This window comes from Pseudoalteromonas sp. SWXJZ94C (assembly GCF_015864385.1).
Lineage (GTDB): Bacteria > Pseudomonadota > Gammaproteobacteria > Enterobacterales > Alteromonadaceae > Pseudoalteromonas.
On record NZ_JADYXF010000008.1, the window covers coordinates 30,780 to 50,285 of the forward strand.

Here is a 19,506-nt window from a genome sequence, read left to right on the forward strand (position 1 = left end):
TAGGTTTTGCTTATTAGGTATGTGTTTTATGGGGGCTATTTTTTATAGCTAATAATGTTTATGGTGCAATACTGTTGGCATTTTCATTACACCTGTTGTGTATATTTTAATTATAAAAAAATTAAATAAAAAGCTTCTTAATAAAAAAGCATAACGAATAAATCATGAAAATTTCAAGATGAGGTTTTTTTAGTAAGTATTTAAAAAATTATATAGTTTGTTATGGTGTCTATTTACTAAATAAATTTTATTGCTACCTCATTTCTACACTATGGTTATTATTTTATGGATTACTAATAATGTTTATTGAACCTTCTCGGTTTCCTTTTGTTTCTGAACTTGAGGTAAATTGGGAGAAAATTCGTGACGAATTTCGCTCACTTTCGAATGATGTGTTTGATCCTTGGATTCAGCAACAAATGCATGGATATGGCTGGAGTGTTTTTGGTTTACATGCGCTTGGTATCCCTATTGAGAGTGCATGTAAAAAATGTCCCGAAACCGCTAGGTTAATTCAAAGTATTGATGGGGTTTCCCTTGCTGGTTTTTCACTTTTGGCGCCACAGACCCATATAGAGCCACATGTAGGGTGGGCTGAAAGTGTATATCGACTTCATCTTGGCTTAGTTGTACCAAGCGAATGTAAATTAAGAGTTGGAAGTGAAACTCGTTACTGGGAAGAAGGTAAATGTTTGATCTTTGATGATACGGTTGAACATGAAGCATGGAATGGTTCTGATCAGTTTAGAGGGACACTTATGCTCGATTTTTTAAGACCAGGTATTACAGACTTTAGTACGGATATGCTACCTGAAGAGGTCAGGTTGTATGCAGAGAGGTTAATAAATAGATGTGAACCTTGAGAGATTAATGTCTGTTTTATAGATCACATTATTTTTATCTATATAAGCGCAGTTATTAAAACTGCGCTTATTAACTAAAATTACTCTTTTGGCATTAATACTGCGTCTATAACATGAATCACGCCGTTACTTGCTTTAACATCGATCATTGACACGCCAGCATTGTTTATCATTACTCTGCCACCCGCTGTAGAAACTGTTAACTTTTGACCCTGACTAGTTTCAAAACTAGTCGCTTTAACAATGTCATTTCCTGTTAGTTTACTTTTAACTATGTGATAGCTAAGTATTGCTGTTAATTTACTTTTATTTTCAGGTTTTAGAAGGGCTTCAAGTGTTCCTTCCGGTAAATTTGCGAATGCTTTATCTGTTGGTGCAAACACGGTGAAAGGGCCCTCACTTTTCAACGTATCAACTAGATTAGCAGCCTTTAGAGCTTCGCCAAAAGTATTAAGCGAACCATTTTCTAATGCAATATCTACAATGTCTTTTTTAACGCTATCATCTGCAAAAACTACAGAAGTAAATCCTAAACTTGCTACAACGATTGATAAAGTTACTACTACTTTTTTAAACATTGATTATCCTTAATAAATAATATTGATTGGTTTTATGTCAATTTAATATTGGGAACGACAGAGGAGTCCAAATAAAAGTTATATAGACTAGTGAGCTATTAAGCCGTTTTTATCGTATCAAATAGCCTATTTGTTAGTCTAAATTATTACTACACTTTCAATTATATGGGCTCTGCACGTTATTAGGCAAGCGTTAGTTATTAAAGGTTGTAGTGATAATAATATTGAATCATTATTTTTTATAAAGTTGTATCAATTGTAAGAGCATGTTTAATTTTTAAAATACTTCTTCGTGTTTAGTTCACAAAGTTAATGTTATGTTCAAGATAGATCTAATTAAAAAATTAGGTCTAGACAGTATCACTCACATAACTATATTTAGATTGCTCAGGTGCATATTAAACGATTAGTATGTGCGACTATTTTTTATCTGCCCGTCAATTAAGTTTAGGTTTAAATTAATGAACAATAATTTATCAGTTTTTATTTTTGTATCTGCCTTTTGTGTTGTATTTACTGCTACCGCACAATCATCAATAAATGAAAACTCTCAAGAACTTGAAGTGGGTGTTGGTGGAAATATAATTCTCGATGAAGCAAGCCAAATCTATGTAAAAGAGGGGGCTGATTTACACTTACACCCATTGTGGGAAAGTCGTTATATAAGCGAAGGGCGTGATAATTTATCTGGAAATGGGATTGTTTCTGTAGCATCGGAGTTTAATTATAACAATATAGCTTTTATACCTTGGGCTGCCAGTGGTATTAATTCTGATTATTCAGAGCTAAATTTAAACATAATTTATGCTACGCAATTATTTGATATATTTGAAGTATTTGCGGGCTATAACTATATTTTGTCTCATGAGGCGAGTAGTAACGCATACGATAACGAAATTAGTTTAGATTTTTCGTATTTTTATGATGATAAATTTCAGCTAATAAGCAGTGTATATTATTCATTTGATGCTAAAGGGGCATTTTTAGAACTCGCTGTTAAAAAAGATTATCACTTAAACGATACTCTTGTATTAGACATTCAAACGGGGCTTGGCTTTAATGCCGATTATGTATCTGATGGTCATAATGGGTTTAATAATGTTCAATTTAAGGCGGGGTTATCTTATCAAGTTCTTGACCAACTAGAGCTCTATACCTATACAAGTTATAGTTTAGCGGTTAATAAAGATGAGAGCCGTTATGCAGGGGATGAAACTTTGCGTAACGTTTTTTGGGGTGGTGTAGGTTTTAGTTACCAATACAGAAAAAACTAAGCATACCTATTATTTAAAAAACTATAGATTACGGTAAAACATAACTAGGCTTATACCATTTTTTATATAAGCCCTTGAATAAGTTATATTCTACCGTTTTATTTCTCGCCTACTTAATATGTATTTTTTCATTATGTATTATGAGTGTGTTTGTGCTCACCTACCTCTTGTATGGAGTTATCTTTCTCCTTATCTACCTTTTTAATTGGCTGGTTTCTTACGCACATTAAATCATCTGCCATGTACTGACAGCTACCTATGTATAGATTGTTGTGACCGTCTAGGTATTGACATGATTGCGACTTTTGTTTTTCGCCGCATGCTTGTATGGCAATTTTGTTGAGTGGTCCAGAATGTGCACTAACGTATCCTGTTACTAGCAATAAAGTGCTCACAGTAAGTAAATAATAATATTTTATTTGTTTATGTATCATTATTGGGTGCCTTCGTTTTTAGGAGGGGCGCTATGGCCCGAAGGAGGTTCACCATCTTTAGGGCTATCTTTAGCCCCATCAGGCGGTCCGCCAGCTTCTTTTATTGACTCTCCATGAAGGCAACCAATAAACATATTTTCGCTTGGGCTTGCTGCATGATAATGATATCCGCGAGTTGTATCTGTAGTACCTCGGCATTCATCAAGAGACTCTTCTTTACCTAGTGCATCTCTCATTGCATAAATCCCATAGCCATCAACAGCGTAGCCTATTAATCCGGCATGCCCGTCTTCGCTTGTTGGTGTATCGGTACATCCTGTTGTAGAGTGATAATGATACCCCTGATGTAAATTAATATGCCCGCCGCAGTCATCAAAAGCTGCAATAGTGTAACTTTCTAAAATTGCATTTATTGGTGCAGGACCCGAAAGTTCGGTGCCATCAAGTGCAATACCTACGGTACGTAGCCTACCTGTTTGAGATGCCGGTATAGGGCTCAGAGGAATAAGATAAGTTAAAGAAAAGTCTTCATCAAGATAGGCAAGTTCGCACTCTATACAGTTTTGTTTGTATTGTTCTTCAACATCAGGGCGGGCTGCACCAGAGCATGACTCTTTTGATGCTGTATAACGAATCTTATTTGTTTTAGCATCGTAAAGTATCCATTTTTCATCACCATAATACTCATCTAACTTTAAGATGAACTCGCCTGTTAAATCGACTAAATCGCCTGTTCCTTCTTTACTAAACCAGCTTCCCGAAACATCGGCGCCATCGGTAGTTGTTCTTGGGCAAAAAGGACCAGGTTCACGACCCGCAGGGGCACCTGTAGTTGTAAATTTATAGCACTTAGTTGCTGTGCCTTGCATTGTTGTACAGTCTACAATTTCAGGTTTTTTACTAAAAGCCCCTTTACTGAACATAGAAACGTCTAATCCGTTAGTAGGTGCTTTAACTTTTGTGCTCACATCCTTAATGTGATTCGAATCAGTAGGGGGAGTCGTTACATCCTCCAATTGCGAGGGTGCTAAAAGTGAGTATTGTCGCTAATGTATTATAATTTTTTAGCCTCATGACTTATATCCTTTACACATTTAGTAAATTATCAATTTATACAGTGGCACATTACTGCGTAAATGTGTAAAAAATATGGAAGTATAAGTGTCAAATATGCTTTTAGTTGTATTAGCTACTTTATTATTTAAACCCCTTACTGATATATAAAATTAGGATGCATACAAGGGGCTTTTATTTCGCAATTGATAGTTACGTAAATGACTATAAACAATAATCCCTGAACCGATTAAGGTAAGTATTATTTCTGCGTACTCGCTAACAAAAACATGACCAAAAAATGCTGCAAATATTAAAACGCCTAATCCTATTGCAAAACAAGTTTTAAAAATTGATCTTACAATTATGACTGTTGTAGATAATATGCAAATTAACTTTGCCTCTTCGTCTATTACTTGGGTAGGTATTCCTGATTAACGTTTAGGATAAGCAAAAACACAATTTATAGTTCGATTGTATATAGTTAGACTGTAAAGTAGCGGTGTGTATTTTAATATTACACACCGTTTTTTGGTTTTTATTAATGCTATTAAGTACTCTTTAGTGACACATTAAAGTACCACTGTTTTTATATACAGTGTTTTGTTGAGTATTCATATATGCAGTGTTTGGGTGGCTTTAGACCTTTACTGATAATAACTTATAAGTAATAGATCATCATGAGTTACAAAATTAAAAGCAAGAAAGCCTAGCACCTGTAAACTTCCTTAATCTACATATTTAAATGATTCAATTGAATTAGTAAACTTATTTAGCAAGCTATTGTAATCTCATTATATAAAACTAATAATTAACTCGATTTTGTTTTTATTAATTTGAGTATTTGCATTGAAAGCCAAAGAAATCCGCAATTTTTACATCAACGAAGAGCAATCTGTTTATTTGCTATCGCATCATGATGCTAAAAAACACCGTCAGTGGCTTAATATTTGTATTAAGCAGTTAACAGTGTTGGGCTATAAAAACGTTGAAATGATTGGCTCGGGTGCTTTTGGTTTTGTGTTTGCAGGAGATGACGATAACGGTTTACCTTGGGTGTTTAAATTTTCCCGTATAACGCTTGCCCAAAGTGTACGTGATCGCCTTGAAGATGAAGCGTATATGCTTTCGCAAATTAATAACCCGCTAGTACCTACTTTTTATGCATTTGAACGCGTTAAAAAGCAAGGGATTTTAATGATGGCACGTGCCATTGGCGAAGACCTTGAAAAAGTATCACTTAAAACCGGGCGCTTTAGTGCGGCGCAAATAATGTCGCTAGCAGTTAGGTTACGCAACGTGCTAATTGATTTACGCCATCATAAAAATGGCATTAGCCAGCAACCTATAGTGCATGGTGATATAAAGCCTTCAAACTTAGTATGGGATGCAAACACTGATGCGCTCTCGTTAGTGGATTGGGGCAGCTCTGTGTATGCACAGCTAGATAGCGATGGAAACCCAGTTGCTAGTAACTTTATGGATTTAATGTCGGGTGATTTAAGTACTACCAATGCCCGTATGGGGGATGTGTACTTTATTGGCGAAGCGCAAATGTCGGGAGAGCAATCATCACCGCGTTTTGACGAACAAGGCGTAGCCGCTACGTTGTATGCGTTAGCGTCGGCGCAGTCGTGTCGGTTTGGCGCACAAGCAATTCCTGCAAGCAGCTTAGGTTTACCAAAGGAGCTGGCGAAAGTAATTGATGGCATGCTTTCTAAGAGTAAGGCTATACGTGATGGAGCTGGTGATTACTTTATGCGAAACATTACGACTATGGCTAAAGTATATTTACCTGAGTTTGATAAAAAACAACAAAAAGCAGATATCCCTTTTTGGTATGGCAAGGCTGAGCAACCCGATACTGTTGTGTACAGTTCAAGAAAACAGTTTTTACGCCAAGCCGATCATAAACAACAACTACTAGATGTTAACGATGCGCAGCTTGATCGTTATTATAAAGAGTTTTTGTTTGATACGGGTGATAACGAAAAAGCATTTTTAGCATCTATTAGCCGATTAGCAAAGTATCCTGTAGTAGGCGGGCTTAGCTTTCATTGGAGAGATGAGTCGTTATTTGTTGAATCGTCTTTAATTATGCATGACGAATCATTGGGTGATGCGTTTAGTGATGCGATTAATAATACGGTTATGCTTGCCCAAGCTATTAATCAAAAAGGTTTATTTAAGTGTTGTTTGTTTGATGCGCGTAAAACTATTCAGCTAGAGCGAGATGGTACGGGCGCGTTTAAGTTTGAAAGCTTACCAGAGCTTGAGTATGAAATAGTAAGTATGAAAACAAACGAAATAACCCGGCCTCATTCATACTTTGAAGACGGTAAAGACCCTGATGAACAACTACAGCTCCCTAAAAAAGTAATCAAGTGCGTATTTGAGCTTAACCAAATTCACCATACAGGGTGTATTATTTTTGAAGCACTGCCGGACAGAATGAAAATTCACCATTACTACCGATTACTCGATTCGACCAAAGAAGTTGAGTTTAAACGTTTGCTTAATAAACTTATGCAATACGCGGTAAATATTACTGATGTTGGTGTTGCGGGTTTTATGAAGCTCCCCTATAAAAACACACGTGAGTTTAGTTTATGTGAGCAGCAAGAAGAGCATTACTTTCCTAAAAATCCTAAGCTTGTTTCTTTATAAAAAGAGTGCTGTTACAAAAAGTAAAAAGGGTAAAGATAAAAAAGAGCACAAGCAGGTATGGCTTGTACTCTTTGCTACTTAATTATTCGGTTAGGGTTACTGCTTAAAATACCTTACTGAACGGCAACGTTGGTGTTAGGTCAAATTGATGAGTAAGTTTTTGCTTTTTATTTGTAGTCGTAATTTGATAGCGCTGCTTATGTTTGTCATTACTAAATAACTTAACGTTAAAATTAACCTTAGTTAGTTTAGTTGGCATAGAGTAACGCCCTGAAATTGTTATTTGATCTATATTGGTGTTTTTATGTTTATGCGACGCTTCTGGGTTTAGCAAAAGTCCGTCAATAGTAAATTTATACTGATGATCTGCTAAATAAACGTTCTTTTTAACTCGCTTACTTATTTGTTTTTTGTGAGCATTAAACTCATCTATCGATACTTTCCCATCCTTATTTTCATCAACTCCTTTAAAAGCCGACATAGGAATTGAAAGCACAATAAACACGTTATTATCTACAAAGTTTAATGTTCCGTGCTCTGCAACCATTAAATGCGCGTTTGCTAAGTTTGGTGTGCTCAATAAACCTAACGCTACCATACTGAATAGACATTTTTTTATGCAATGCATAACTTACTCCTAACTAAACTTCGCCTTTAACGCAACGTTGAAAAAACGGGTAAGTGTCTGTTGCGAAGTAGTGGTATATTCCGCTAGGAAACTCAGGTGTTACGCCAACACGGCCATTACATTCGTCTAAATCACCAGAGCCTGCTACGTATTCCCAATCTTGTGCAAATGTACCTAATGGGTATATATCAGTAGAAGGGCGGTTTGCGCTTACTGTTGTTACGTGCTGGTAGCTTGCGGTCATTGCGGTTAAGGCTGAAGTTGCGTCACTCGAGTCTGAATAGCCATAGCGTGCATAAATAGGAAAGCCGTCTGCTGCCCAGCCTATTAAAGTCATAGTTGTGCTACTACCACCTTGCAGTGCTACAAAGCCCTCTGGCATACCATGGTAATGATATGTGCCATCGGGTTGTACGTGTGCATTGTTGTCGTCTGTTCCAAAACTAAATGTGTCTTGGCTTAGGGCTTCTATGTTCCAGTTGCCGCTATTGTCGCCCAAATCGCAATCGGTGCCTGAATCATCGCAACTTCCGCCTGTGCCTGCGTCTATTTTAATACCGTTAAGTACAACGCCTATCATTCCACGAGGACCACCAAGCATAGTTGCTTGTGTTGTTTCTATAGGCTCAAGTGTGTAGCTTTCATTTACTGATTGCTCAGAAATAGTATTTGGGTTGTCGGCATTAGGAAAGGTGCCTACTTCGTGATCGGGTATGCCATTAGCTACTAAGTCGCGTGTAGTTCCTGTGCATGACCAATCTGCAGCGCTGGTGGCTTGTACTGATTCAGAATCGTTATATTCGCTGTAGCTATATTCACAAAGTACACCTTGGGTTGAACTACTGGTACCTGTGCCGTTATCTGTGGTGGTTTGTAATGAATCATCCGTGGTTGCTGAGCTATCAGCTAAGGTTTCGTTATCACCACCACATGCAACTAACGATGAAACAATTAAAGCAAGGGAAGTGAGCTTTAAACCATTTACTATGTTGCGTTTTTTATTTATTAGCGCGTGTTGTTTCATTGCAGTACACCTGATCAATTAAGTTACGCATACAATAATCAGCAATTGTGCAAATAGTGTGTAAACAATGATGACAAACTAGCAATTATGTTAACAGACGTATTGTAAAGTACGACATTTTAGCAGTACGGGCATTAAGGTTTATTAAATTGTGTTTTATTGTAAAATTAAAAAAAGTTAAACTAATGCCAAAATAGCTAATATAAAAGGCTACCTTAATGGCTAAAATAAAACCTGTAGTGACGTTACAAAGCCACGGCATTTACTCCAAGTGGGATAGCGAAAGTAAAGCATTGCCACAAATAGAGCAATTTACAACAAATGTAATAGCTGAGGTAGATATTGAGTTTGGCTTAATCGTAAATATTAAAAAAGGTAAAGGCGAAAAGCTTCATTATTGTATTTACCATCCAGATATTCCCGACAGTAACGGTGATGTAATGGACCCTTTTGAAGGCGATGTATACGTTAAAAACAGTGATTGGAACTTTTATTTAGGCGATACGCTTTGGCTGCCAATAGAAAATAAATTGGGTGATTGGCGTATGACGATTGAGCTTAATGGAAAAATCATTGCTGATAAAACTTTTAATGTGGCATTAGAGGCAGAGCGCACTGAAACAGACTTTTGGAAAAATCGAGGATATTAATTGTTATTTATTGGCTATGTAACGCGGATATAATTGAAGTTAATGAGAAGATAGTCGAAGAGCTATTAACAAACAGCTCTTCAACCTTAAACTAATATATTTTTAGTTACCCCAAGGGTTACTAGAATTAGAACGCTGTTTACGATCGCGTGCACGTTGTTTAGATTCTTTTTTCTCTACAATACGCTTAGCATCAACAAAACTAAGTTCACACGGCTCACCTGGTTTATGATCAGCTGGGATCACACGATCTCGTGGTGGTAGTTCGTATTGAACATCATCAGGCTTAGGTAAGTTTTTAAGACGATAAAGGTAAAAGTTATCTACTTTTTCTTGTGCCCATTGTGTTTTACGTAAAAATTTAACCGCAGACTTAACATCAGGATTATTTTTAAAGCAGTTAAGTTGTAAATAAGCGTGTAGGAGTTCCCACCCGTATTGTTCAACCAGCTCTTCAACCACTTGTTCTAATTTTACGCCTTGCAGTGGATTATTACTGAAAAGTTCTTGGTTGCTCATAGGTGTTGCCTCGTTATTAAAATACAAATTGCATTATAAATTTAATAACGGGGCTTTAACAGAGTAAATAGCTTAACTTTGGCAATTAACTACAACACGACCACGAATTTTACCTTCCATAAGTCGCTCTGCGTTATCAATTACGTGTTCGAGTGATATTTCTGTAGAAATTTTATCTAAATAATCAGCGCTTACTAATTTAGCTAAACGATCCCATGCTTCAACTCTGTCGGCTTTAGGGCGCATTACGCTATCAATTCCTATAAGTGATACGCCACGAAGTATAAAGGGTGCTACAGATGCTGGTAAATCCATACCTTGTGCAAGTCCGCAGGCGGTTACTACACCACCATATTTTAATGATGCACAAATGTTTGCAAGTGTATGGCTGCCTACCGAATCTATTGCCGCTGCAAAACGCTCTTTTTGCAAAGGCTTACCCGGGTTTGAAAGTTCGTTTCTGTCAATTACCTGTTTAGCGCCTAATTCTTTTAAATACTCACTTTGATCTAATCGACCCGTTGCTGCTGTTACGTTATAACCAAGCTGGTTTAATAAATAAATAGCAAAGCTGCCTACGCCACCATTGGCACCTGTTACCAGTATTTCGCCAGACTCAGGGGTAACCCCTTGTTTTTGAAGCGCGATAACACTTAGCATGGCAGTGTAACCCGCTGTACCTATCTGCATAGCTTGTTTTGGTGAAATACCAGTAGGTAAGGGGATTAGCCAATCGCTATTAAGTGCTGCTTTTTGAGCAAGCCCGCCCCAATGTTTTTCGCCTACACCAAAGCCATTTAATATTACGTTATCGCCATTTTTAAATTCATCGCTGGTGGAATTTGTAACAGTACCCACTAAATCAATACCTGGCACCATAGGAAAACTACGTACAACGGGGCCTTTACCCGTAATTGCTAAACCATCTTTATAGTTAAGTGTGCTGTATAGCACGTCGATAGAAACATTTTCGTTTGGTAAATCACTATTTTCGATAGTTGATAATGAAGCGCTGTAGTTATTATCTTCTTTATTAATAACAATGGCTTTAATTGGGTTACTCATGGGATATCCTTTTAGACCGATCGTCTTTTAATTGGTAAATAAAAACGCATTAGGTTAATAATGCGCGTAAAAACATTTCTGTATACAAAGTAAGTGGGGTATTTGATTTTGTGAGCTTGGCGCGCATAACAGCACCTTCCCAACCAATCCAAAAGTACTCACTCATTAATTGCGTGTTTACATGGCTTGCAATAGTGCCTTGTTGCTTAGCCTGGTTTAAGCAAACCTCTACATGGTTTTGCCATGCGGTGTAGCTTTGCATTAATCTGGTTTTAAACTCTTCACTTAAATGGTTAAGCTCTTGATTTAAGTTACCGACTAAACAGCCTCGTTTGTAATCGTATTTTTTCATCCCTTTAATTGCGCTTTGGGTAAAGTTAACGATTCGCTCAAGTGGGGGAATATCTTCTTGCTGTAGGTAATGGGTAAGCTTGGCAATAAAATAACTGTCGTATGCATCAACTAACGCAATACCGTAGGCTTCTTTACTTTTAAAGTAATGATAAAAAGAGCCTTTAGGTACAGCTGCTTTTTTTAAAATTGTATCGAGCCCTGTGGCGCTAAAGCCAAATTCGGTTAGGGTTTCTAGGCCTGTGCGAATAAGTAACGCTTTTGTATCGGCGTTTTCTCTGGCTATTTTTGGTGGGCGACCACGGCGTGTTGGTGTTGATGTATTTTTGTTCATACAGTCATATTAGACCGATCGACTTTAAATAATCAAGTATAAATTTAAATTGTTTAAAAATAGTTCATATTTAGGGCGGGCTACTAATTTAAGATTAATGAAATAAAAGTGTCACGATTACATTTTTGTTTGGAACTTAGTCAATATTAGTCGGTCACAATTAAAGCACATAAGTGCTTTTTAGCGATTATTAAATCGCCAATTTGTTTTTACGAACCGGTCAAATTAAATGTTGTATGACCACTTACTTTTTTAAATGTTAATTCATTTTTGCATCAGCAGCTTAGTTAAAGTCAAACAATTTAATTGCTTTTACAATTTGAATTTTACATTTTTATTAACTATTCATTAAATGTAGATTTCACTAATGCTACACAATATATAAATAAAAAGGTGAGGATATTACCGATGAAGAGACAGAAAAGAGATCGTTTAGAAAGAGCTCATTCTCAAGGTTTTAAAGCAGGTTTAGCAGGTCGCTCAAAAGAGCTATGCCCTTATCAACAAGTAGATCCAAAGTCAGAGTGGTTAGGAGGTTGGCGTGAGGCGATTGAAAATCGCAACATGTACAAAACCTAAAATCAATAATCGAATTTAAGCAAAAAGGCCTCCATGTTGGAGGCCTTTTTGTTTGTGCGTTAACTTTTAAACTAAACCCTAAACAGAATTTAGTTTAAGTAATTAAAACGCGCTAGTGTCTTGAAATAAGCCCACTTTTAAATCTTTTGCTTCGTAGATTACTCGGCCATCAACTTCTACAGTGCCATCGGCAACGCCCATAAATAATTTACGTTTTATTAAACGTTTTATTACAAGGCGGTAAGTTACTTTTTTATTAGTCGGTAAAATTTGACCAGTAAATTTAACTTCACCCACACCTAGCGCACGACCAAGACCAGGACCACCAGACCAACCTAAGTAAAAGCCAACTAGTTGCCACATAGCATCTAATCCTAAACAACCTGGCATTACTGGGTCGCCTTTAAAATGGCAATCGAAAAACCACAGGCTAGGGTCAATATCAAGCTCAGCAACAATTTCGCCTTTACCATGAATTCCGCCATCAGCAGTAATAGAGGTAATACGATCCATCATTAACATGTTGTCACTTGGTAAACGGCAGTTGCCTTCACCAAACATTTCACCTTGACCGCAAAGGATCAAATCTTCTTTTGTATAGCTATTTTTAGGTTCCATAACACTTATCTTCGCTTAGAAATTGCCAAGTACTTTAGCGTACACTTGTACGCTAAACAACTCGGAGCAGTTAAAAAATCAAAATATTGCATATTAAATAATCAATCAAGCAGTGTGACTGGTTTTTGCACTATAAAACCGCGCAATTACAATTAAAAATCATTATAATTAGTGCTGTCTTATAACCAGTCTAAAGGAAGTTTATGATCCTTTTTGTTAACTCACTAACTGTGATTGATTTTTCTTACTTATGTAACAAACGCGGCGCCGTTGGCGAGAGCTGGATTGTTGATTTAACTTTGCACGGAAAACTTAACGAAGAGTCTATGGTTTTAGACTTTGGTTTAGTTAAAAAGCAAATTAAAGGCATTATAGATGAGTGTATTGATCACCGTTTAGCAATTCCTACAGGGCTTAATGGCGTTGTATCTGAATTTGACGAGCATAAAACACTCGATTGTACATTTGGTGAAAACAACCACTTAGCTATGAGTGCTCCTCATCAAGCTTATTGCATGATTAACGCAGACGAAGTAACTGTTGAATCGGTTACTGAATTTTTAATTGCGACTATTCTACCGAAGCTACCAGATAACATTGAAAAAATAGAGCTGTCTCTTAAGCCTGAACACAGCCAAAGTTTTTATTATCATTACAGCCATGGCCTTAAAAAGCATGACGGTAATTGCCAGCGCATTATTCATGGGCATCGTTCTCAAATTGGTATTAGCCTAGATGGCATTACTATGCCGCGCTTGCAAAAAGAATGGTCTCAAAAGTGGGAAGATATTTACTTAGCCACAAGTGAAGATCAAATTAACGCACCTGATTTAAAACATATAACAGCCAAAGCGGGTGATGTATGTTTTGCTTATACATCGGCACAAGGCTATTTTGAAATGGCTATTAGCGAATCTCGTTGCGATATTTTACCAGTAGATACCACTGTAGAATGTATTGCTGAACATATAGCTGGTCAAATTAAAGCTCAATATCCAGAAAAAGCAGTGAAAGTAACCGCTTATGAAGGTGTTGGAAAAGGATCGATTAGTTATGTTTAAAACACTTTTAGCAACAGCGCTTGTTGCCTCTGCTAGCTTTAGTGCTATGGCGCTTGAGTTAAAAGGGCATTTAACACAAGGCGGTTTAGTTACTGGAAAGCTAGAAAACGCTAAATCAGTAAGCTTAGATGGCAAAGACTTAAAACTTTCAGCAAATGGTGATTTTGTATTTGGTTTTGGTCGAGACGCTGATACTACTCATACTTTAAAATGGGTAGATAACACGGGTAAATCGCATTCACAGCCGATAGCTATTACTAAGCGCGAATATAAAATAGATAAAATTACCGGCGTAGCTAAAAAATATGTTTCGCCACCAAAAGAAGTTAGCGCGCGTATAAGCCGCGAAGCAGTTGCTGTTCGTAAAGCTCGAGAAGTTGACTCTGATTTAGTGTACTTTTTAGACCCAGTGTTAAAGCCTGCAGAAGGACGTATATCGGGTGTTTATGGAAGTCAGCGCTACTTTAATGGCGAGCCTCGTCGTCCGCACTTTGGCTTAGATATCGCGAATAAAACAGGCTCACCTGTTTACGCGCCTATTAGTGGCACAGTGGTTTTTGCTGAACCTGATTTATACTACTCAGGCGGTACATTAATAATTGACCATGGACATGGTATTACCTCAACTTACATTCATTTGAGTAAGCTTGACGTAAAAGTGGGTGATACAATAACGCAAGGCAACAAAGTAGCTGAAATTGGTGCAACAGGGCGTGTAACGGGTCCTCACCTAGATTGGCGTTTTAACTGGAAAGGCGAACGCCTAGATCCAGCATTACTAATGCAAGATACATTAGCAAACAAAAAGTAGAGATTATGACTGACGTAAATCGCGATGAAATAATTGCTCAGCGCATTGAAGATTCAACCACATCGGTAACTAAAACAGTGTTTCCAGGGCGTACTAATCATCATAATACATTATTTGGTGGTGATGCACTGGCGTGGATGGATGAAGTGGCATTTATAGCAGCTACTCGTTTTTGTCGTAAACCTTTGGTAACTATATCTTCAGATAGAGTTGATTTTAAAGAAGCGATACCAGCTGGTACTTTTGCCGAGTTAATAGCTAAAGTAGTCTATGTAGGTAACACCAGCTTAAAAGTTGATGTAGATATACTATTAGAAACGATGCACAGAGACGATAAGCACTCTGCTATTAGTGGTAGCTTTACGTTTGTAGCAGTCGATGATAACCACAGACCAACACCTGTGGTATGCGATAAAATGATTTATGGTTTTGAGTAATTTAAAGCTTTAAAGACGCGGTAGAGTAATATTATATAAGCACCTTAATTGGTGCTTATATAAAAAACCATAAAGAACACATCATACTAAGTATTTATTGGGTCTAATCTCAACAGCGCAGTTAATATTTACTACAAAAGTAATCAAAATAGGGAGGCAATTGATAGGGATAAGAGTTGTTAGAAGCAAAAAAGGTATGCTTTTAACATACCTTTTAGTTACATTTAGCTTTTAATTAAATTTACGAGTACTTACTTACATACCACTTAAAGCACCATTGCTGCAATCCAGCCAAATATTAGTAGTGGGATGTTAAAGTGAATAAATGTTGGAATAACAGAGTCTCTAATATGGTCGTGCTGACCATCGGCATTTAAACCTGATGTTGGACCAAGCGTTGAGTCTGAAGCAGGAGAGCCTGCATCACCTAAAGCACCCGCAGTACCAACAAGTGCGGCGGTAGCCATAACCGAAAACCCAAGATCTAAACACAAAGGAACAAACAAAGTTGCAATAATAGGCACTGTTGAAAACGAACTACCAATTCCCATTGTAATTAATAACCCGACTAACAAAATAACACCGGCAGCCAAAGGTTTATTACCATCAAAAAGGGCGGCCCCACTGTGTACTAAGCTCGCTACATCGCCAGTGGCTTGCATAACCGATGCAAAGCCTTGTGCTGATATCATAATAAAACCAATCATGGCCATCATCGCAACGCCTTTGCTAAATACGTCGCCGTTTTCTTCCCATTTAACCACACCAAATACACTAAATATCATTACACCAACTAAACCCCCTAAAATCATTGAACCACTTAGGTTTTGTGCAACAAGCGAGGCAAGTACTGCAAAAAGCCCTACAATCATTACTTTTTTAGGGTTTTCGACATCAGCCGATTTGCTCTGAGTTGTTAATGGCTGCTCTGTGTATTCACGGCGTTTTTTATAGGTAATAAATACTGCAATAATTAACCCAATAAACATACCAAGTGCAGGAATAATCATCGCAATAGGAACTTGTGTATTTACAATGTCTAGACCATTATCAACAAGATTTTTATGTAAAATAGAATATAAATAAATTCCGCCAAAACCATAAGGCAACACCATGTAAGAAGTTGCTAATCCAAATGTTAAAATGCACGCTATAGCACGTCTATCTAATCGTAACTTATTAAAAACAACGAGTAGGGGCGGAATTAAAATAGGAATAAACGCAATGTGTACTGGTACTAAGTTTTGTGACGAAATAGCACAACCTAGAATAATTAATAAAATAAAGTAGCTCAAGAACGTTTCATTACTGCTGTCTTTTGCATTTACCTTCGCTAATAATTTATTGGCGAGTATGCGTGTTAATCCTGATTTAGAAATAGCCACGGCAAATGCACCTAACATTGCATAACTTAGTGCAATCTCCGCACCTGCAGAAAGCCCTGAATTGAATGCATCAACACTTTCTTTTATCCCCAAACCTGCAGTTAGGCCTGCAACTAACGCACTTATAGTCATGGCAACAATGACGTTTACACGGGCCAAAGATAGCCCAAGCATTAAAATAACGCCTATAACAACAGCATTCATAGTTTTCTCTGTTTTGAAGTTTTAATTAATTTTATCAGATCTTTAGCGTGAGTTTTACGCTCTTTTGTAAATGGTTTTTTTTCATAACGTACTTGGTTAAATAATTCACTAAATTCGTTTATTGATTGTGCAACTTGTGGCAAATGCACTGCAAAATATTGAAGTTGCTGACTAGGTGTTAAATTCTCAGATATATTTAATTTTTGTTTTTCAGCCCAACTTACTATTTGATAATACTCTTTAACCATCGGGGCTAATTTAGCAGAGCCTTGTTTTGGCCAGTTTAAATACACAAAGTACCCAATAAAACAAAAGCCTGCTGTTAAAAGTACAATTAAGGGTACCAACCAAATGTTTTTGCTTCCAAAAATTGATTTTAAAAAGTCACTTTGCTTTTCATCATCAAATCCAAGAACCCAACTTGCCCATTGATAATCTAAATTTTCGAGTTCTAACCTTAACCAGTTAATTGCTGCAAAATTACTTAGGCTAACAAGCCCAAAATCTAGATTACTTTTGAACTCATCGTTTAATTCTTCATTTTGAGAAAGCGAGCCATTTAAACGCTCTGGTGCTACAACGGCGGTAGCATCAAAAATCTCCCAACCTTCGCTTTCTAAATAGACTTCTACCCATGCATGGGCATCATACTGGCGAACAGTTAGCGTATTATTACTTTGATTAAGTTCACCACCTAAATATCCACTAACTACGCGAGCAGGAATTCCCGCACTTCTAAATATATAAGCGGCGGCACTGGCGTAGTGACCACAAAAGCCACGTTGATTATCAAATATAAACTGATCAATAGTATCGTCGCCACTCATAGGTGAAGGCGTTAAGGTGTAGGTAAACTTTTTATCTACAAAGTACTGTAATAACGCATTATAAAATTCACGGTCACTTTTTGTTTGTTGTTTTAAATTTTCTGAGAGTGTTAGTGTTTTACTATTGTTTTTACTTGTAAGAAGTGTGTATTGCTTCGTTTTTCTTGGTGACAAAGGAGTTTGATTAAGCGCTACACTGCTTACATTGTATTGCAGATTTTTTGCCTGATATTTCTTTTTCCTCAGTAATCCAAGCGCGTTTCCTTGCACGCCATCTGTATTACTTGTTGAGAAAGAAAGTCCATACAACCATTTTTGTGTTGCGGGTTCTGCTATTACTGAGTATTCAACTTTCGTTTCATCGCCTGCGTTTAGCTCTTGAACAGGTGAATTATTATATTTTAAAAAGTCGGATGTTAACCAAGCATTTCCATTAAATTCGTCATGCACAATAGCACGCCAATAATAAGGAGAGCTTGGAGATTGCTTATTAAATGTGGCTCTAAAGACGAGTTCATCTGAGTTCGATAATTTAGCTATATCAAAAGGATCAACTTGTTCAGAAAGCCCTGTTTTAGCAAGTTTTGGACCTGGTAATTGCCAAAACGCAGGCATTTTTGGTAAAAATAATAATAAAAATATTGCTAAGGGCAAAGCAAGCAATAGTAATTTACCGCTTTGTTTAGACGTTACTTTCAAATTATGTTTTGATTCTAATAAGCCAAGCACTGCAAAGTTTAATATGTATAAGCCGCTTACAACGAGTGTGGTAACGATGCTTTGGTTAAATAAATATACAGCCGAAAGAGAGAAAAACGTAAGAGTTGTAATTATATGGTAGTGCTTTTTAGTTTTAGCCTGTAATAACTTAAATATGCTAGAAAGCAATAACATAGCAACAAATAAAATAACCGTGTCAGACATTCCAACACTGTAAATCATTAACCCAAGAGCGGCACCTGCTAATATATTAGCTAACCACGCATTAGGTTTGGATTTATTTGTTGTTGTAATATAAAAATTCCATACACACAGTATTGTTAAAACACTAATAAATACAATGGGTAAGTGTGCGATAAAAAATATAATCAAACACGCATATATAAAGCATAAAGAAAAATTTATTACTTTTTCATTTTTAATTATATTCATTATACAGCCCCATTAAATGCACTTAATAATTCTAGGCATTGCTGTTTATGATGCTGCCCTGTATTGGTGTTTAGTGTTTTATTGGGTAGTTTTAGCATAAAAGGAGTATTTTGCTCTGTGGCTTCGCAGACTAAAAAGCACAGTTGACTTAAGCGCTGTTCAGTATCGCCATGCATTAACTTAAAATCGAATAGAGCATTTGCTGTTTTAAAATCAACAAATTCTTTCACAAGTAATTGCTGCGTTTTAGCATAATGTTTCCACGAAATTCTTTGCAGACCCATCTCTGGTAAGTGAGGAATTAAAGATTCAAACTCTTCGCTACCAGCTTCTTTTGCTATCCCGCTATCTGATTGTTCATCAAGTGCACTAACGTGCTCATCACTTAATACTTTTTCAAGAGAAGGGTAAACAAAAGTCTCGCTTTGTAGCTGAATGTAACTCCACACTGTAACTAAACCAAATGGATAGTTGCTCGCAATTTTTATTCGTTCAAATGCATATTGCCCACGGTGTGAATAAGGTAAATTAAGAGTTATTGTTTGGGGTTTATTATTAACCTCATCACTGTGTACTTGGGTTTGTAATTCGCCTTGATAGGTGAGTAATACAGATTGGCAAATTGTAGGACTTTGTAAAATAAATTGAGAACTAGGTTTCTGAGGGGAAAAACTCGGAAATACACTTTTAAAAGTTACAGTTAATCCCTTTGCATTACTGTACCCCATAAGTACTGAAATTATTATTACCACAAACATCAAATAAGCCATTATCAAAATTAAGTTGTTTTGATAATTAATACCCATAATAAAGTTTAATATAGCAACAATAACAAAGTACCATCCAAGAGATGATGGTAAAACATATATTGTTTTATGCTCAAGGGTGATGGAGTTTTTTAAGTGTTTATTTTTTAATAGCTTATTAAATATTGCGCGCTTAAATGACTTAAATAAAGTAGGGCGCTTAACTGTTTTTTTTGGCATAAGATT

20 protein-coding genes are annotated in these 19,506 nt (G+C 36.7%); 8 read left to right on the forward strand and 12 right to left on the reverse strand.

Features of this window, described 5'->3' with window-relative positions; genetic code table 11:
- The first annotated feature begins 299 nt into the window (after positions 1 to 299).
- Positions 300 to 863, forward strand: coding sequence for an aspartyl/asparaginyl beta-hydroxylase domain-containing protein (locus I6F65_RS04900; RefSeq protein ID WP_166109071.1), 564 nt, complete (start codon positions 300 to 302; stop codon positions 861 to 863).
- An 80-nt stretch (positions 864 to 943) separates the two neighbouring features.
- On the opposite strand, the gene I6F65_RS04905 is transcribed toward I6F65_RS04900, so the two are convergent.
- Entirely contained in the window at positions 944 to 1,441 is a 498-nt protein-coding gene (locus I6F65_RS04905; RefSeq protein ID WP_166109070.1) for a fasciclin domain-containing protein, read from the reverse strand.
- 461 nt (positions 1,442 to 1,902) lie between these two features.
- Here I6F65_RS04905 and I6F65_RS04910 point away from each other — a divergent pair, with 461 nt between their 5' ends.
- Positions 1,903 to 2,715, forward strand: coding sequence for a hypothetical protein (locus I6F65_RS04910; RefSeq protein ID WP_197111784.1), 813 nt, complete (start codon positions 1,903 to 1,905; stop codon positions 2,713 to 2,715).
- 131 nt (positions 2,716 to 2,846) lie between these two features.
- On the opposite strand, the gene I6F65_RS04915 is transcribed toward I6F65_RS04910, so the two are convergent.
- Positions 2,847 to 3,149: a hypothetical protein gene (locus I6F65_RS04915; RefSeq protein WP_197111786.1), complete on the reverse strand. Its 303-nt coding sequence runs from the start codon at positions 3,147 to 3,149 to the stop codon at positions 2,847 to 2,849.
- A complete protein-coding gene (locus I6F65_RS04920) occupies positions 3,149 to 4,117 on the reverse strand; it encodes a YHYH protein (RefSeq protein ID WP_331461416.1) in 969 nt (322 codons plus the stop codon). The genes I6F65_RS04915 and I6F65_RS04920 overlap by 1 nt, the downstream gene beginning before the upstream one ends.
- A 934-nt stretch (positions 4,118 to 5,051) precedes the next feature.
- Here I6F65_RS04920 and I6F65_RS04925 point away from each other — a divergent pair.
- Positions 5,052 to 6,869: a serine/threonine protein kinase gene (locus I6F65_RS04925; RefSeq protein ID WP_166109066.1), complete on the forward strand. Its 1,818-nt coding sequence runs from the start codon at positions 5,052 to 5,054 to the stop codon at positions 6,867 to 6,869.
- A 103-nt stretch (positions 6,870 to 6,972) separates the two neighbouring features.
- Here I6F65_RS04925 and I6F65_RS04930 read toward each other — a convergent pair whose 3' ends face one another.
- Together I6F65_RS04930 and I6F65_RS04935 are read right to left on the reverse strand one after the other, a co-directional pair.
- Positions 6,973 to 7,497 carry a hypothetical protein gene (locus tag I6F65_RS04930; protein ID WP_197111788.1) on the reverse strand — a complete coding sequence of 175 codons (525 nt, stop codon included), beginning with the start codon at positions 7,495 to 7,497 and terminating at the stop codon, positions 6,973 to 6,975.
- Between the two features lie 13 nt (positions 7,498 to 7,510).
- The gene (locus I6F65_RS04935) at positions 7,511 to 8,521 is read right to left on the reverse strand and encodes a YHYH protein (protein ID WP_197111790.1); all 1,011 of its coding nucleotides are present in this window, start codon (positions 8,519 to 8,521) and stop codon (positions 7,511 to 7,513) included.
- 218 nt (positions 8,522 to 8,739) lie between these two features.
- Here I6F65_RS04935 and I6F65_RS04940 point away from each other — a divergent pair, with 218 nt between their 5' ends.
- Positions 8,740 to 9,171 (forward strand): DUF3859 domain-containing protein, encoded by a 432-nt coding sequence (locus tag I6F65_RS04940; protein WP_024612090.1) that lies wholly within the window; start codon positions 8,740 to 8,742, stop codon positions 9,169 to 9,171.
- A gap of 102 nt (positions 9,172 to 9,273) precedes the next feature.
- Here I6F65_RS04940 and I6F65_RS04945 read toward each other — a convergent pair whose 3' ends face one another.
- The 3 genes from I6F65_RS04945 to I6F65_RS04955 form a co-directional block, all read right to left on the reverse strand.
- Positions 9,274 to 9,690, reverse strand: a complete 417-nt coding sequence (locus I6F65_RS04945) for a VF530 family DNA-binding protein (protein ID WP_007582761.1) — start codon at positions 9,688 to 9,690, stop codon at positions 9,274 to 9,276.
- Positions 9,691 to 9,762: 72 nt separating this feature from the next.
- Positions 9,763 to 10,755, reverse strand: coding sequence for an MDR family oxidoreductase (locus I6F65_RS04950; protein ID WP_197111792.1), 993 nt, complete (start codon positions 10,753 to 10,755; stop codon positions 9,763 to 9,765).
- A 49-nt stretch (positions 10,756 to 10,804) separates the two neighbouring features.
- Complete coding sequence (locus tag I6F65_RS04955; RefSeq protein ID WP_166109061.1) at positions 10,805 to 11,440, reverse strand: TetR/AcrR family transcriptional regulator; 636 nt, start codon at positions 11,438 to 11,440, stop codon at positions 10,805 to 10,807.
- 408 nt (positions 11,441 to 11,848) lie between these two features.
- Here I6F65_RS04955 and rmf point away from each other — a divergent pair, with 408 nt between their 5' ends.
- Positions 11,849 to 12,019, forward strand: a complete 171-nt coding sequence (gene rmf, locus I6F65_RS04960; RefSeq protein ID WP_002960897.1) for a ribosome modulation factor — start codon at positions 11,849 to 11,851, stop codon at positions 12,017 to 12,019.
- A gap of 102 nt (positions 12,020 to 12,121) precedes the next feature.
- Here the strand turns inward: rmf and fabA are convergent, their stop codons facing one another.
- The gene (gene fabA / locus I6F65_RS04965; RefSeq protein ID WP_197111793.1) at positions 12,122 to 12,637 is read right to left on the reverse strand and encodes a bifunctional 3-hydroxydecanoyl-ACP dehydratase/trans-2-decenoyl-ACP isomerase; all 516 of its coding nucleotides are present in this window, start codon (positions 12,635 to 12,637) and stop codon (positions 12,122 to 12,124) included.
- Between the two features lie 203 nt (positions 12,638 to 12,840).
- On the opposite strand from fabA, the gene I6F65_RS04970 reads away from it, so the two are divergent.
- Genes I6F65_RS04970 through I6F65_RS04980 form a run of 3 tightly spaced genes read left to right on the forward strand, consistent with a single transcriptional unit; the run spans position 12,841 to position 14,946 of the window.
- Complete coding sequence (locus tag I6F65_RS04970; protein WP_197111795.1) at positions 12,841 to 13,698, forward strand: 6-carboxytetrahydropterin synthase; 858 nt, start codon at positions 12,841 to 12,843, stop codon at positions 13,696 to 13,698.
- On the forward strand, positions 13,691 to 14,509 hold the full coding sequence (locus I6F65_RS04975) for a M23 family metallopeptidase (RefSeq protein WP_197111797.1): 819 nt from the start codon (positions 13,691 to 13,693) through the stop codon (positions 14,507 to 14,509). Before I6F65_RS04970 ends, I6F65_RS04975 begins: the two co-directional genes overlap by 8 nt.
- Before the next feature lie 5 nt (positions 14,510 to 14,514).
- Positions 14,515 to 14,946 (forward strand): acyl-CoA thioesterase, encoded by a 432-nt coding sequence (locus I6F65_RS04980; protein WP_024612085.1) that lies wholly within the window; start codon positions 14,515 to 14,517, stop codon positions 14,944 to 14,946.
- A gap of 266 nt (positions 14,947 to 15,212) precedes the next feature.
- Here I6F65_RS04980 and I6F65_RS04985 read toward each other — a convergent pair whose 3' ends face one another.
- Genes I6F65_RS04985 through I6F65_RS04995 form a run of 3 tightly spaced genes read right to left on the reverse strand, consistent with a single transcriptional unit; the run spans position 15,213 to position 19,500 of the window.
- Complete coding sequence (locus tag I6F65_RS04985; protein ID WP_166109059.1) at positions 15,213 to 16,535, reverse strand: Na+/H+ antiporter family protein; 1,323 nt, start codon at positions 16,533 to 16,535, stop codon at positions 15,213 to 15,215.
- Positions 16,532 to 18,514, reverse strand: coding sequence for a DUF3488 and transglutaminase-like domain-containing protein (locus I6F65_RS04990; RefSeq protein WP_197111799.1), 1,983 nt, complete (start codon positions 18,512 to 18,514; stop codon positions 16,532 to 16,534). Before I6F65_RS04990 ends, I6F65_RS04985 begins: the two co-directional genes overlap by 4 nt.
- Positions 18,514 to 19,500 carry a DUF58 domain-containing protein gene (locus I6F65_RS04995; protein WP_197111801.1) on the reverse strand — a complete coding sequence of 329 codons (987 nt, stop codon included), beginning with the start codon at positions 19,498 to 19,500 and terminating at the stop codon, positions 18,514 to 18,516. The genes I6F65_RS04990 and I6F65_RS04995 overlap by 1 nt, the downstream gene beginning before the upstream one ends.
- Positions 19,501 to 19,506: the final 6 nt, after the last annotated feature.

Excerpts from the sequence above, each read along its gene's own strand:
- I6F65_RS04905 (WP_166109070.1), bottom strand. The coding sequence starts at position 1,441 with ATGTTTAAAAAAGTAGTAGTAACTTTATCAATCGTTGTAGCAAGTTTA.
- fabA (WP_197111793.1), bottom strand. The coding sequence starts at position 12,637 with ATGGAACCTAAAAATAGCTATACAAAAGAAGATTTGATCCTTTGCGGT.
- I6F65_RS04995 (WP_197111801.1), bottom strand. The coding sequence starts at position 19,500 with ATGCCAAAAAAAACAGTTAAGCGCCCTACTTTATTTAAGTCATTTAAG.
- I6F65_RS04975 (WP_197111797.1), top strand. The coding sequence starts at position 13,691 with ATGTTTAAAACACTTTTAGCAACAGCGCTTGTTGCCTCTGCTAGCTTT.
- I6F65_RS04945 (WP_007582761.1), bottom strand. The coding sequence starts at position 9,690 with ATGAGCAACCAAGAACTTTTCAGTAATAATCCACTGCAAGGCGTAAAA.
- I6F65_RS04990 (WP_197111799.1), bottom strand. The coding sequence starts at position 18,514 with ATGAATATAATTAAAAATGAAAAAGTAATAAATTTTTCTTTATGCTTT.
- I6F65_RS04985 (WP_166109059.1), bottom strand. The coding sequence starts at position 16,535 with ATGAATGCTGTTGTTATAGGCGTTATTTTAATGCTTGGGCTATCTTTG.
- I6F65_RS04910 (WP_197111784.1), top strand. The coding sequence starts at position 1,903 with ATGAACAATAATTTATCAGTTTTTATTTTTGTATCTGCCTTTTGTGTT.
- I6F65_RS04950 (WP_197111792.1), bottom strand. The coding sequence starts at position 10,755 with ATGAGTAACCCAATTAAAGCCATTGTTATTAATAAAGAAGATAATAAC.
- I6F65_RS04930 (WP_197111788.1), bottom strand. The coding sequence starts at position 7,497 with ATGCATTGCATAAAAAAATGTCTATTCAGTATGGTAGCGTTAGGTTTA.
- rmf (WP_002960897.1), top strand. The coding sequence starts at position 11,849 with ATGAAGAGACAGAAAAGAGATCGTTTAGAAAGAGCTCATTCTCAAGGT.
- I6F65_RS04900 (WP_166109071.1), top strand. The coding sequence starts at position 300 with ATGTTTATTGAACCTTCTCGGTTTCCTTTTGTTTCTGAACTTGAGGTA.
- I6F65_RS04970 (WP_197111795.1), top strand. The coding sequence starts at position 12,841 with ATGATCCTTTTTGTTAACTCACTAACTGTGATTGATTTTTCTTACTTA.
- I6F65_RS04955 (WP_166109061.1), bottom strand. The coding sequence starts at position 11,440 with ATGAACAAAAATACATCAACACCAACACGCCGTGGTCGCCCACCAAAA.
- I6F65_RS04940 (WP_024612090.1), top strand. The coding sequence starts at position 8,740 with ATGGCTAAAATAAAACCTGTAGTGACGTTACAAAGCCACGGCATTTAC.
- I6F65_RS04915 (WP_197111786.1), bottom strand. The coding sequence starts at position 3,149 with ATGATACATAAACAAATAAAATATTATTATTTACTTACTGTGAGCACT.
- I6F65_RS04935 (WP_197111790.1), bottom strand. The coding sequence starts at position 8,521 with ATGAAACAACACGCGCTAATAAATAAAAAACGCAACATAGTAAATGGT.
- I6F65_RS04980 (WP_024612085.1), top strand. The coding sequence starts at position 14,515 with ATGACTGACGTAAATCGCGATGAAATAATTGCTCAGCGCATTGAAGAT.